Raw genomic sequence first — 12382 nt, 5'->3', positions numbered from 1 at the left:
TAGACTGGACTACAGGTGCGCCGGGAAGTCTGGTCGGCATAGTTCTGTCGACCCAACTTTTAGGACTCCCGCATGAGCCCCACACCATCCTCTCCCCGCCCGCGCCTGACGATCTTCGGCCGCGGCAGCTACGCCGAGTCCCTCCGGATCGGCGAGATCCTCCGGAAGGAAACAGTCGGCGGCGCCTTGCTGGTTGCCGCCGCCGTGATCGCGCTGATTTGGGCCAACTCCCCGGTGTCCGAGAGCTATTTTGCGCTAAGGGACTTCAAGTTCGGCTACGAACCCTGGCACCTGGAGTTGAGCGTCGGGGCGTGGGCGGCCGACGGGCTGCTGGCGATCTTCTTTTTCCTGGTCGGTCTCGAACTCAAGCGTGAGTTCATCGCCGGGGACCTGCGGCAGCTGGACAAATCGATTGTTCCGGTGGCTGCGGCCGTCGGCGGCGTCGCCATCCCGGCGGTGATCTACGCCGTCGTAAACCTCGCGAGCCCGGAAACCCTGCGCGGCTGGGCTATCCCCACGGCCACCGACATCGCTTTTGCCGTTGCCGTGCTTGCCATCATCGGCTCGCATCTGCCCAGTGCACTGCGGATCTTTCTGCTGACCCTTGCCGTGGTGGACGACCTGATCGCCATCACCATCATCGCCGTCTTCTACACCAGCGATCTGATGCCGCTGCCGCTGCTGCTGGCGCTGATTCCACTGGCTCTTTATACCTTCCTGGCGCATAAATACCGGCGGTTCTTCGGGACCAAGCCCGCAGCCGCGTGGCTGATCCTCCTGCCGCTGGGCGCGGTAACTTGGGCGCTCGTCCATGCCTCCGGCATCCACGCGACCGTAGCCGGTGTCCTGCTTGGAGTCGCCATTCCGGTCATGCGCTCCCAAGCCAGCGGCGGCCCGCAGGCCGGACCGGGCCTGGCGGAGATCTTCGAACACCGGTTCCGGCCGATCTCGGCCGGCATCGCGGTCCCGATCTTCGCGTTCTTCTCCGCAGGCGTTGCTGTGGGTGGCTGGGACGGCCTGCTCTCGGCGCTGACCGACCCGGTGGCCGTCGGGATCATCACGGCGCTGGTTCTCGGCAAGCCGATCGGCATCATGGGCACAACCTGGCTGCTCACGAAGGTCACCAAGGCGCGGCTGGACAACAGCTTTAAGTGGGTTGACGTCTTTGGCGTGTCCCTGCTGGCCGGAATCGGCTTCACGGTATCGCTTCTGGTGGCCGAGCTGAGCTTCGGTCAGGGCAGCATTCACGATGACCATGCCAAGGTGGGGATCCTCGCGGCTTCCCTCCTGGCGGCCCTGCTGGCAACGGCGGTGCTCAAGACCCGGAACCGGCAATACCGGCAGGCCGAAGAGGCCGAGAAGGTCGACTCCGACCACGATGGCATTCCGGATGTTTACCAGCAGGACGGCCCCGCACGGTAGCCGCGGGGTACGGCAGCGCGCCGGCCCGCGTTCTCTGGCAGAGTATTGACATGCTCACTGTAATTGGCGAGGGCCTGGTAGATGTAGTCCAGCGTTCCTCCGGGATCCAGGCCCATGTCGGCGGAAGCCCCCTAAACGTCGCAGTCGGACTTGCGCGGCTGGATCATCCGGTGCAGTTCATTGGCCGCTACGGACGCGACGCGTACGGCGAGGCAGTGGCGGCACACCTGAAGTCCAGCTCGGTGATGCTCCCGGTGGGTCCCGATGAGCTGCCCACGTCCGTCGCCACCGCACTGATCGACGACGACGGCGCCGCCAGCTACACGTTCGAGCTCGCCTGGGAGTTGCCCGGCCTCGCTGACCGCTTGCCGTTGATGCTGCAGTCAACGACGCTGCTGCATACCGGCTCGATAGCAACAATGCTGGCTCCAGGCGCCTCCGAGGTGCTTGCCGCCGTCGAACACGCCCACCCGCTGGCCACCGTCAGTTTCGACCCCAACTGCCGGCCCAGCATCATCACCGACGTGGACTATGCACGGGGGCAGGCGGAGAAATTCGTCCGCCTGGCGGATGTGGTGAAGGCCTCGGACGAGGACCTGGAGTGGCTCTACCCCGGCGAGGACCCGCTTGATTCCGCCCGCCGCTGGCTGGCACTTGGCGGCTCGGTGGGTCCGGCCATGGTGGTGGTGACCCGCGGCGCCCGGGGGCCCTGGGGTGTGAATGCCGCCGGCGAAGCCCACTTCGCCGCGCCGTCAGTGCAGGTCGCGGACACGGTTGGAGCCGGGGACTCGTTTATGGCGGCGCTGCTGTCGGGGGTTGTGGACCGGGGGCTGGACGGGGCGCAAAACCGCCAGGAGCTCCGCAGGCTTTCGGCCGAAAGCCTGCGGGATCTCCTCGCCCATGCCTCCCGGGCCGCCGCCGTCACCGTCTCCCGCGCCGGCGCCAACCCGCCCACCCGCGCGGAACTGGCCCGGCTGGAGGCTGGTAGCGTGGGTTCCGGCACCCCCTGGCAGGCCCTGCCGGACAGCAGGAAGAACGAGAAAGGCAGCCATGACGGCCCATAATCCTTACGCAGCACTTCCCAGCGTCGCCGCTTTCGAGGTCAGCAGCGAGTCCTTCGAGGACGGCGGAACCCTTCCCCCGGCACAGCGCAGCGGCCTTATGGGCGCCGGCGGCACGGACGAGTCCCCGCAGCTGAGCTGGAGTGGTGCACCGGCCGGGACGAAGAGCTTCGCGGTGACCGTCTATGACCCCGACGCCCCCACGGCGAGCGGGTTCTGGCACTGGGCCGTGCTGAACATTCGGGCTGATGTCAGCTCACTTCCGGCCGGTGCCGGTTCCCGCGACGGCGCGGCCCTTCCGGCCGGGGCCCTGCAGTTGAGGAACGACGCCGGATTCGCCGGCTACATCGGGGCGGCGCCGCCAAAGGGGCACGGGCCGCACCGCTACCTGATCGTGGTCCACGCCGTCGACGTCGACCAGCTAGGGGTCGACATCGACGGCAGTCCTGCCAGCCTGGGCTTTGCGCTCTTTAGCCACACGCTTGGCCGGGCGCAGCTGACGGGGCTCTTCGAGCAGCACTAGGCTCTGGTGGATGCCTGCCGCGGACGGCGTCAGGGCGCCGACGCCAGGCTTTCCTCGGCCGCGGCTTTAGCTGCTGTTGTGGTCTCGGCGGGGTCCGGGCGCATCGCGGCCACGGCGCCGCCGGCCACCAGCACCACAACGCCGACTCCCATGTAGAGCATGGACGCGGTCCAGTGTGCGTCCAGCAGGGCGCCGGTGATCAGCGGCGCGACGATCGCGCCCACCCGGCCGACTCCGATGGCCCAGCCGACGCCGGTGCTCCGGATGGAGGCACCGTACAAGGCGGGGGTGATGGTGTACATCCCGGCAATGCAGCCGTTGATCAGCATGCCCACGACTCCGCCGGCGACAAAGGCGAGGGCCAGGATTCCCGCAGTGGAAATGAACATCACCATGGTGGCCGCGGAGAGGACGGCGAAGACGACCATCACCTTGCGGCTGTTCCAGCGAATGGTCAGCAAACCGTAGAGCAGCGACCCGAAAGTACCGCCCAGGGTGAGCATAAGCCCGCCGATCACGCCTTGGCTCTCGGTCATTCCGGCCGTGACCAGAAGTCGCGGAGTCCAGCTGTTGACGAAGTAGAAGCCGAACATGGCGGCGAAGAAGGCCAGCCAGACAAGCCAGGTGGAGCGTCGGGTTCCGGCGGTGAAGAGCTCGGACACCTTATTCCTGCGCCCGGCAGCTGCGGCTGCGGGTGGCAGTTCAGTCACTGCCGGTTGCCCGATTCTGCGGGCGATCCGGTTCAGCCTGGCCACAACATTGCGGGGCCTTCTGGTGGCCAGGAAGTCCACCGACTCCGGCAGGAGCAAGGCGAGCAGTACAAAGACGGCGGCGGTGCAGATGCCGCCGAAGAGAAACACCGAGCGCCAGCCGAAACTGGCCTGCAGGGTAACGGCAGCTGCCCCGCCCAGTGTTGCCCCCACGCCGTATCCGGCGGTGTAGATGCTGATAGCCAGACCGCGCCAGCGCTTGGATGAGTACTCACTGGCGATCACGTTGGTGCAGGCGAGGATGCCGCCGATGCCCAGGCCGGTCACGATCCGCCAGATCCCGAGTTCGACGGCCGAATGGGAAAGGGAGGCGAGCAGCATTCCTGCGGCGGCAAGGGCGACGGAGACAAGGACCATTGGCCGGCGTCCGATGACGTCAGCGAAGGGAGCCAGGCCCAAGGAACCGATGGCCATGCCGACCAGCCCGGCACTGAGCAGGACACCAAGTTCTGCGCCGCTGAGGCCAAAATCGCGGGTGACGCTATTCGCGGTGAAGGCCATGGCCAGGACGTCGAAGCCGTCCAAGGCGTTCAGCACAATGCACAAACCGACAATGAGCCATTGGTACAACGACATGCGTGACGCGTCAATGCGTTCCTGCAATTGCATGGGTGACTACTTTCTGGAATCCGCGGACTGGCCGGCGGTGGCGGGTGGGCCCTGGCGTGAAACGAGCGGGTGCTCCGTGCCGGGCCGTCGGCGTCGAGGCCTGCCCTTCGTCGTCGAAGGAGGACCTACTGCCGCATATCTATAGTGATAGGTATGTGGCGTGACACACATCATAACTATCTCCATAGATAGTTGACAAGGGGTTTAATGGGATGAGCCCCGGCGGGCGGGCGAAAAACACCCGACCGGGTTCTTGACGAAGAAGATCGGCGGCAGATGAGCCTGCGGTACGCACTATTGGCATTGCTGACGTCCCAGCCCCTCACCGGGTATGACGTCTACAAGCACTTTGAGCGCTCGGTCGGCTACGTATGGCACGCTCCGGATTCGCAGATCTACCCGGAACTCCGGCGGATGGAAAAGGACGGCCTGCTCGGCGGGGTGGAAGAAGCCTGGGGCCAAAAGGGCAAGAAGAAGCGCTATCACATTACCCCCGACGGGGTGGAGGCATTCCGGGCCTGGATGAATACCACGCTCGACTATGCGCGGGAGCGCGACCCGATCCACCTCAAGGCCGCCTACCTCGAATGGGCTGAACCAGATGCGGCCAGGGCCCAGATGCGCGCCCATATTGACTACCACTCGTCACGGGCACAGCAATGGCGGGAGATGATCGCCAGCCTCGAGGACCGCAGCAATCCCACCTTGGCCCGGCGCCTGGAATCCGCGCCGGAAGAGGACCGGGCAAAAATCGCAGGCTACAAGATTTTCACCTATGAAGGCATGATCGACCGGGCCGAAGCTGAAGTCGCATGGGCCCGCCGCGGGCTGGAGTTGATTGACAAGCTCGAAGCCTGAGCCCGCGCGCCGGCGGACCCCGGGTCCGGGGCCCGCTGGCATGCTGATTCCAGTCGCGCGGGTTTCGGCTTAGAAGGGGTACCGGGCAGGCTTGGCCTGCATGGTGACCCACTGGTTTTCGGTGAACGATTCCAGGTTGGCCTCGGCGCCGCCGATCCGACCGCCGGTCCCGGAATTGCGGACACCGCCGAAGGGAATGTGGGCTTCATCGCCAACGGTCTGGTCGTTGATGTGGACCAGCCCGGACGGGATGTGCCGTGCGATGCTCCAAGCACTCATCGCGTCGGAAGTTATGATGCTGACCGAGAGCCCGTATTCGGAATCCTTGGCCAACTCCACGGCTTCCTCAACCGTGCTGAAGCGAATCACGGGCGCCACCGGTCCGAAGACTTCCGAGCAGAACGCGGGCGTATCCGGACGCACCCCGTCCAGCACGGTGGGCGCATAGAACAACCCGTCGAAGGTGCCGCCCGCAAGCAGCGTGGCGCCGCCGGCCACGCTGTCGGTGACCAGCCGATGGATGTTGTCCCGCTGTTTCACGTCAATGATCGGGCCCAGAGCCACCTGTTCGGTGAAGGGATCGCCTACAGTGAGTTGCCTGGCTTTCTCGGCAAGCAGCGCCACATACTCGTCCGCGATGGATTCGTGCACGATATGGCGTCCGGCCGTCATGCAGATCTGGCCTTGGTGGAGGAAAGAGCCCCAGGCGCCGTTGGAGGCCGCCAGTTCCACATCGGCATCGGCTAGGACGATCATCGCGTTGTTGCCGCCGAGTTCGAGGTGCGCCCGCTTGAGATGCTCGGCAGCCGAGGCCCCGACGCGGCGGCCCGCGGCCGTTGAACCGGTGAATGCGATGACGCGGGTTTCCCGATTGGCCACCAGCGAAGCGCCGGCCTCCGCTCCTCCCGGCAGCATCTGCAGGACTCCGGCCGGCAAGCCCGCCTCCTCGAAGACCCGGGCGATCGATACGCCGCCGGCCACGGCAGTCCGCATGTCCGGTTTTAGCACCACGGCGTTTCCGAGGGCCAGCGCGGGGGCCACGGCCCGGATGGCCAGGATCAGCGGAACGTTGAACGGTGCGATCACCCCGACGACGCCGACCGGAACCCGCCGGCTGAAGCTGAGCCGCTCGGGATCTGCGGCCGCAAGCAGCTCGCCCTGGCCCCTGGAGGGAAGGGCTGAGGCCTCAAAGCACTCCTGCGCCGCGGTATGGGTTTCCAGCTGGGCCTTCGGCAGGATCGAGCCTGCCTCACGGATAATCCACTCGTGGATCTCGTCGGCGTGTTGTTCGAACAACATGCCTGCACGCCGCAGGACCGCTGCGCGCTCTTCGAAGCTGGTTTCAGCCCATGCTGGCTGGGCGGCGGCAGCCGCCTTGCAGGCTGCGTCGACGTCGTCGGCCGACGCGGTGCCGATGCGCCCCAGCTCCTTGCCCGTGGCCGGTTCAACAACGGCAGTGTCGCCGCTGTCCGAAAGCGTCCAGCTTCCGGTAAAGATTTTGCCGTCCCAGATTGTGGGGTCCATCAGTTTCACGGGGCTGCCTCTCGGTGGATGGTCCGGCCCTCGCGTCGTCGCGGAGGTCAGGGTCAGGTGTTGGCGGCTCTTGTCACTATCTATCTTCATAGATATGCTGTGATTCAGAACACTACCTATGAAGGTAGATAGTAGCCGGAACCGGAAGGAATGACCATGACGGCAATGATGCAGTCTGTGAGCTCGACGACGAACAAGGTGCTGGGCTATCCGCTGAACGCCTGGTACGTGGCCGCGTGGGACCACGAGGTCACCAGGAAGCCAATGCCGCGCCGGATCGCCGACCGGCCGCTGGCCCTGTACCGCACCGAGGATGGCAAGGCAGTGGCCCTCGCGGACGCGTGCTGGCACCGTCTGGCCCCGCTGTCAATGGGCAAGACCCTGGCGAAGGACCAGATCCAGTGCCCCTACCACGGCATCATCTACGACTCCGCGGGCCGCTGCGTGTCGATGCCGGCCCAGGAAACCATTAACCCGAGTGCGACAGTGCCCTCGTTTCCGGTGATTGAACGGTACCGCTACGTCTGGGTTTGGCTGGGTGACCCCACCCGGGCCGATCCGGGTCTTATCCCCGACATGCACCAGATGAGTTCCGACGGCTGGGCCGGCGACGGCGAGACGATCTTCGCCCCCTGCAACTACCAGTTGGTGCTTGATAACCTGATGGACCTCACCCACGAGGAGTTCGTCCATTCCTCGTCCATCGGCCAGGACGAATTAAGCGAATCTGACTTCGTCGTCACGCAGGACGGCAACACGGTCACGGTCTCCCGCTGGATGCTCGATATTGACGCCCCGCCGTTTTGGCTCAAGAACATGCGGGACAAGTTCCCGGGCTTCGAAGGCCGGGTGGACCGCTGGCAGATCATTACCTTCCAGTCGCCGTCGACAATCAACATCGACGTGGGCGTCGCCAAGGCGGGTACCGGGGCGCCCGAAGGTGACCGCAGCCAGGGCGTAAACGGCTTCGTGATGAATACCATCTCGCCGGAAAGTGCCAAGACCTGCCACTACTTTTGGGCCTTTATGCGCAACTACCGGCTGGAAAGCCAGCTCATCACCACCCAGCTGCGCGACGGCGTCCACGGCGTCTTTGGCGAGGACGAAGCCATGCTCAAGGCACAGCAGGAAGCAATCGATGCAAATCCGGATTACGAGTTCTACAACCTGAACATCGACGCCGGCGGGATGTGGGTCCGTCGCCTGATCGAGCGCCAGCTGGCCGCCGAGGGCCGGCTCATCCCGACCACCTGATTGCCTTCCCGCTGTTCCGGATCCGCTGAAAAGTTAGAAGAACGACATGGCAGCAACAAACACAGAAGTCTGGCAGGCGGGCACCGTCGTCGAGGCGGAGTCCCTTACCGCGCAGACCAGGCGCCTGGTCATCGCGCCGGCCCTGCCCAGGAGGGCGGAGCCCGGCACGCACATTGACGTGATGGTGACAATAAACGGTGAACGCCAGAAGCGCTCATACTCCGTCGTGGATTCCAGCGAGGACGGGCAGCAGTTGGCCATCAGCGTCTTCCTGTCCCCGCAATCCCGGGGCGGGGCGGTCTTTATGCAGGAACTCCAGGTCGGGGACCGGCTGGAGATCACGCAGCCGCTGCAGAATTTTCCGCTCCGGGTCGGTGCGCCGCGGTATGTCCTGCTGGCCGGCGGCATCGGTATTACCGCGATGGTCAATATGGCCCGGGTCCTGAGGAACATCAAGGCCGAGTACGTCCTGGTCTATGCAGGACGCAGCCGCGCTGCCATGGCCTACCTGCCGCAGCTCGAGGAGCTCCACGGCGGGGCCCTTCGCGTGCACGTGGACGATGAGGGCACGGCGCTGAACGTCGATGAGCTGTTGGCCGGGGTGGACCCGGAGTCGGAGCTTTATATGTGCGGGCCGATTCGGCTGATGGATGCCGTGAAACGCGGCTGGCAAGCGCTCGGACTCAGCCTGCCGAACCTGCGGTACGAGACCTTCGGCAACAGCGGCTGGTTTGACCCGGAGGAATTTGTGGTCCGGGTCCCCCGCCTGGGGGTGGAGGCAACCGTCGGCGCCGGCAAGTCCATGCTGGAAGCCCTTGAGGATGCCGGCGTCGACGTGATGTTCGACTGCCGCAAAGGCGAATGCGGGCTCTGTGAAGTCCGGCTTCTTGGTGTCCAGGGCACCATCGACCACCGGGACGTCTTCTACAGTGAGCGCCAGCAGCACGCCGCGGCGCAGATGTGCTGCTGCGTCTCACGGGCAGTCAGCTCCGACACCGGAGCCCGTTCTGCGGCCGCCACCGAACGCGCCGTGATTTCCATCGACCTCTAGGCGGGGCTGTCCGGCCACATCCGGGCCCCGCAGCGCACGTAGACTGGCAGCATGCGGCTGGTAGCAAGTGACATTGACGGAACGATCCTTGGCCATGACGGGAAAATCAGTGACCGGACCGTCCGTGCGTTCCATGCCTGCCGGGAAGCAGGCATCGAACTGGTCTTCGTTACGGGACGTCCGCCGCGCTGGCTGCACCCCCTCGAGGAACAGCTGGGCCACACCGGCACGGTGATCTGTTCCAACGGAGCTGTGGTCTGGGATCTCGAAGCAAACCGGTTGCTCTCGGCCCGGGCCCTCCAGCTGGACGCCGTGTTCGAGACCCGCCGCATCATCCAGCGGCTGCGCCCTTCGGCATTTTTTGCCGCCGAAACCCTGACCGGTTTCCATCTGGAACCGGGATTCCTCGACGACGGCGCCAGCCGGCTGCTGGCCGAGGTCACCCCCGCACCGTTGCACAGCACGCTGACCGCCGGGGACTCCGTCGTGAAGTTCCTGGCCATTGTCCGGGAGGGCAGCGCCGATGATTTCCTGGCCGAGGTGACTCCCGCCGTCGCCCATCTCGCAGCCGCGACGCACTCCGCGCCGAACATGGCGTTGCTGGAACTATCGCTTCCCGGCGTCAACAAAGCCGTGACGCTCGCCGAATACGCGGCTTCCCTCGGCGTCGGCGCCGCCGACGTGGTGGCGTTCGGTGACATGCCCAATGACATCGAAATGCTTCGCTGGGCCGGGGACGGCTACGCGATGGCCAGCGGCCACCCCGAGGCCATCCGCGCCGCCGGACAGCAGGCGCCGCACTTCGACGACGACGGCGTCGCGCAGATTCTCGAGGGTAAGCTCGCCGGGCTCGGCCTCCTGCGCCCTTGACCACACTGACACCGGACTCCCAGCCTCCGGACAACTGACGTTCACCTTGGCGTTTTACCGTGGAGTTTCACGACGGATCAGTTGAGTGACGGTGGGAAATCATGGCCAGATACCGCATGGACAACTCGGACGACACGCCCCTGCGCCGGGTGGTGCCGGACGAGCACTGGAACAGCCTGCAGCAGGGTGACCGTGTTAGTGTCCGGCTGGCGCCCGGCTACGAGACCGGAGGCCGGGTAGACGCCATCACGGCGGACCACACAGCTGTGTGGGTGCACCTCGACGGCGGCCGCGGGCGCACGCTGCTGCACTGCAGTGACGGCGTGCAGATCCTTCCGCCCGCCAACTGACCGGGCACCTGGCGGTTGCAGCCGTCCGGTGCGGTCCGGGGCTCCGATAGGCTTCAGGAGTGAGCACCCCGCACCCGTTTTTCGCCTCCGGACCTGCCTCCGGCGTCGGCCCGTGCCTTCCCGTGGCCATGGCGCACCGCGGTTTCTCCCGGGACGGCCTGGAAAACTCCATGGCCGCGTTCCGCGCCGCCGTCGACCTCGGGTTCCGCTATCTGGAGACGGATGTGCACACCACCGCCGACGGTGTCCTGCTGTTGTTCCACGACGAAACCCTGGACCGGGTCACGGATGGCCGCGGCCGGATCTCGGAACTCCCGGCGGCTACCGTCGCGCTCGCCAGAATCGGCGGCGCGGAGCCTATTCCGTTGTTTGAGGAGCTCGCCACCGCCTTCCCGGAGGTCCGGTTCAACCTGGACGTCAAAGACTGGACCTCGGTGGACCCCCTCGTGGCGGCGATCGAACGGTTCGGCCTGCACGAGCGTGTACTGATCGCCAGTTTCTCGGACCGCCGGCGCCGCGCCGTGCTCAGGCAGCTGAGCCGTCCTGCGGCTGGTTCGGCCGGCATGGTATCCAACGCCCTCTTTGTCCTGCTGGGACCTGTGCTCCCGGCCGCGGTCATGGCCGCTGTAACGCGCCGGACGCTGCAGGGGGTCCACGCGCTGCAGGTTCCGGCCAGTTACGGTGCCGTGACCGTCGTGACCCCTGGCTTCGTCCGGCGCGCCCACCGTCACGGCTTGCAGGTCCATGTCTGGACCATCAACGACCCCGCGGAAATGCACCGGCTGCTGGACCTGGGGGTGGACGGGATTGTCACCGACCGTGCTGACCTGCTCAAGGAAGTCCTGCAGGAACGTGGGTGCTGGGCTTAGACACTGCGTCGGGGCGACCGGCCCGGACCGCCGGACTGGCAGGATAGAGCCATGCGCATCCTGATCGCCCCGGACAAGTTCAAAGGCTCCCTGACGGCCGCCGAAGCCGCCTCTGCCATCGCCGAAGGTGCTTTGCGCGTCTATCCGGACGCCGAAGCCGTCCAGTTCCCGGTCGCTGACGGCGGCGAAGGAACCCTTGAGGCGGCCGTCGCCGCGGGGTACGAGGAACGGCTGAACGCCGTCGTCGGGCCGATCCTGGCACCCGTTGGAGCAGCCTGGGCACTCCGAAAGGACGCTTTCGGCGGTGCCACAGCCGTGATCGAAACCGCGCAGGCCTCCGGCCTGGCACACATGGCGCCGACCCCGTCCAACGCGCTGCGCGCGCACAGCTACGGCTGCGGACAACTAATAGCCGCAGCCCTCGACGCCGGCGCCACCGAGATAGTGCTGGGCCTGGGCGGTTCGGCGATGACCGACGGCGGCAGCGGTGCGCTGCGCGCGCTGGGCCTCAAACCGCTGGACGACGCCGGAAATGTGGTGCCGCTCGGCGGCGGCTCGCTCGCGGACGTGACAGTGCTCGATGTCAGCGGCCTGGATCCCAGGCTGGCCGCTGTGACGTTCCGGATCGCCGTCGACGTGCAGAATCCGCTGTTCGGCAACGACGGGGCAGCCCACGTGTTCGGTCCGCAGAAGGGCGCGGATGCCGACGCCGTGGAGTTGCTCGACGCCGGGCTGCGCAATTGGGCCTCGATCCTGCGCCAGGCCACCGGACGGGACGTCAATGTTCCCGGGGCCGGGGCCGCGGGGGGCTTCCCCGCGTCATTCCTGGCCTTTGGCAACGCCGCGTTGGAAGGCGGGTTCGCCCTGGTCGCCGGGCTCACAGGACTCGCCGGAAAGCTCGCCGACGCGGACCTGGTGATCACCGGCGAGGGCTCACTCGATTCGCAGTCGCTGACCGGCAAGGCGCCGATTGCGCTCGCCGATGCCGCACAGCGCCTCGGCATCCCGGTGATTGTGGTCGCGGGGCGGATCCTGGTCACACCCGAGGACCTGGCCCGGCACGGTGTTGTGGCGGCTGCTCAGCTGCTTGATATCGCCGCCAGCCCGGAGGACGCCGTCGCAAACGCCGCGAAGTACCTTGCCTGGGCCACCAGCCAGGTGCTTGAAGGGGCCTAAAGCGCCGGGGGATTGTCCGAAAGTGCGTTCCGCGAG

The 12382-nt window shown here is 66.2% G+C and carries 12 protein-coding genes; 10 read left to right on the top strand and 2 right to left on the bottom strand.

Features of this window, described 5'->3' with window-relative positions:
* The first annotated feature begins 72 nt into the window (after window positions 1-72).
* The 3 genes from nhaA to QMG72_RS06625 are packed head-to-tail and all read left to right on the top strand — an operon-like array spanning window position 73 to window position 3006.
* Entirely contained in the window at window positions 73-1422 is a 1350-nt protein-coding gene (gene nhaA / locus QMG72_RS06635; protein ID WP_226773513.1) for a Na+/H+ antiporter NhaA, read from the top strand.
* 50 nt (window positions 1423-1472) lie between these two features.
* Window positions 1473-2486, top strand: a complete 1014-nt coding sequence (locus QMG72_RS06630; RefSeq protein ID WP_282359474.1) for a carbohydrate kinase family protein — start codon at window positions 1473-1475, stop codon at window positions 2484-2486.
* On the top strand, window positions 2473-3006 hold the full coding sequence (locus QMG72_RS06625; RefSeq protein ID WP_282359475.1) for a YbhB/YbcL family Raf kinase inhibitor-like protein: 534 nt from the start codon (window positions 2473-2475) through the stop codon (window positions 3004-3006). The genes QMG72_RS06630 and QMG72_RS06625 overlap by 14 nt, the downstream gene beginning before the upstream one ends.
* 29 nt (window positions 3007-3035) lie before the next feature.
* Here QMG72_RS06625 and QMG72_RS06620 read toward each other — a convergent pair whose 3' ends face one another.
* Window positions 3036-4385 (bottom strand): MFS transporter, encoded by a 1350-nt coding sequence (locus QMG72_RS06620; protein WP_282359476.1) that lies wholly within the window; start codon window positions 4383-4385, stop codon window positions 3036-3038.
* 276 nt (window positions 4386-4661) lie between these two features.
* Here QMG72_RS06620 and QMG72_RS06615 point away from each other — a divergent pair, with 276 nt between their 5' ends.
* Complete coding sequence (locus QMG72_RS06615; RefSeq protein ID WP_226773112.1) at window positions 4662-5243, top strand: PadR family transcriptional regulator; 582 nt, start codon at window positions 4662-4664, stop codon at window positions 5241-5243.
* Window positions 5244-5312: 69 nt separating this feature from the next.
* On the opposite strand, the gene QMG72_RS06610 is transcribed toward QMG72_RS06615, so the two are convergent.
* A complete protein-coding gene (locus QMG72_RS06610; protein WP_348774697.1) occupies window positions 5313-6767 on the bottom strand; it encodes an aldehyde dehydrogenase family protein in 1455 nt (484 codons plus the stop codon).
* Between the two features lie 165 nt (window positions 6768-6932).
* On the opposite strand from QMG72_RS06610, the gene QMG72_RS06605 reads away from it, so the two are divergent.
* The 6 genes from QMG72_RS06605 (at window position 6933) to QMG72_RS06580 (ending at window position 12346) form a co-directional block, all read left to right on the top strand.
* Complete coding sequence (locus tag QMG72_RS06605; RefSeq protein WP_446698713.1) at window positions 6933-8030, top strand: aromatic ring-hydroxylating oxygenase subunit alpha; 1098 nt, start codon at window positions 6933-6935, stop codon at window positions 8028-8030.
* A 46-nt stretch (window positions 8031-8076) separates the two neighbouring features.
* On the top strand, window positions 8077-9081 hold the full coding sequence (locus tag QMG72_RS06600; protein WP_282359478.1) for a PDR/VanB family oxidoreductase: 1005 nt from the start codon (window positions 8077-8079) through the stop codon (window positions 9079-9081).
* A 51-nt stretch (window positions 9082-9132) separates the two neighbouring features.
* Window positions 9133-9951, top strand: coding sequence for an HAD family hydrolase (locus tag QMG72_RS06595; RefSeq protein WP_283480069.1), 819 nt, complete (start codon window positions 9133-9135; stop codon window positions 9949-9951).
* Window positions 9952-10052: 101 nt separating this feature from the next.
* The gene (locus QMG72_RS06590) at window positions 10053-10301 is read left to right on the top strand and encodes a hypothetical protein (RefSeq protein WP_226773107.1); all 249 of its coding nucleotides are present in this window, start codon (window positions 10053-10055) and stop codon (window positions 10299-10301) included.
* 128 nt (window positions 10302-10429) lie between these two features.
* On the top strand, window positions 10430-11170 hold the full coding sequence (locus QMG72_RS06585) for a glycerophosphodiester phosphodiesterase family protein (RefSeq protein WP_283480184.1): 741 nt from the start codon (window positions 10430-10432) through the stop codon (window positions 11168-11170).
* 51 nt (window positions 11171-11221) lie between these two features.
* Window positions 11222-12346, top strand: a complete 1125-nt coding sequence (locus tag QMG72_RS06580) for a glycerate kinase (RefSeq protein WP_283480067.1) — start codon at window positions 11222-11224, stop codon at window positions 12344-12346.
* Window positions 12347-12382: the final 36 nt, after the last annotated feature.

The organism is Pseudarthrobacter sp. PH31-O2 (assembly GCF_030063265.1).
In the GTDB taxonomy this organism is placed as follows: domain Bacteria; phylum Actinomycetota; class Actinomycetes; order Actinomycetales; family Micrococcaceae; genus Arthrobacter.
Note: the sequence above shows the minus strand (reverse complement) of the source record. Positions and strands in the feature narration are given on the sequence as shown.

What these genes read in the sequence shown, in the direction of transcription:
- nhaA (WP_226773513.1), top strand. Translation starts at nt 73, where the DNA reads ATGAGCCCCACACCATCCTCTCCCCGCCCGCGCCTGACGATCTTCGGC.
- QMG72_RS06630 (WP_282359474.1), top strand. Translation starts at nt 1,473, where the DNA reads ATGCTCACTGTAATTGGCGAGGGCCTGGTAGATGTAGTCCAGCGTTCC.
- QMG72_RS06625 (WP_282359475.1), top strand. Translation starts at nt 2,473, where the DNA reads ATGACGGCCCATAATCCTTACGCAGCACTTCCCAGCGTCGCCGCTTTC.
- QMG72_RS06620 (WP_282359476.1), bottom strand. Translation starts at nt 4,385, where the DNA reads ATGCAATTGCAGGAACGCATTGACGCGTCACGCATGTCGTTGTACCAA.
- QMG72_RS06615 (WP_226773112.1), top strand. Translation starts at nt 4,662, where the DNA reads ATGAGCCTGCGGTACGCACTATTGGCATTGCTGACGTCCCAGCCCCTC.
- QMG72_RS06610 (WP_348774697.1), bottom strand. Translation starts at nt 6,767, where the DNA reads ATGGACCCCACAATCTGGGACGGCAAAATCTTTACCGGAAGCTGGACG.
- QMG72_RS06605 (WP_446698713.1), top strand. Translation starts at nt 6,933, where the DNA reads ATGACGGCAATGATGCAGTCTGTGAGCTCGACGACGAACAAGGTGCTG.
- QMG72_RS06600 (WP_282359478.1), top strand. Translation starts at nt 8,077, where the DNA reads ATGGCAGCAACAAACACAGAAGTCTGGCAGGCGGGCACCGTCGTCGAG.
- QMG72_RS06595 (WP_283480069.1), top strand. Translation starts at nt 9,133, where the DNA reads ATGCGGCTGGTAGCAAGTGACATTGACGGAACGATCCTTGGCCATGAC.
- QMG72_RS06590 (WP_226773107.1), top strand. Translation starts at nt 10,053, where the DNA reads ATGGCCAGATACCGCATGGACAACTCGGACGACACGCCCCTGCGCCGG.
- QMG72_RS06585 (WP_283480184.1), top strand. Translation starts at nt 10,430, where the DNA reads ATGGCGCACCGCGGTTTCTCCCGGGACGGCCTGGAAAACTCCATGGCC.
- QMG72_RS06580 (WP_283480067.1), top strand. Translation starts at nt 11,222, where the DNA reads ATGCGCATCCTGATCGCCCCGGACAAGTTCAAAGGCTCCCTGACGGCC.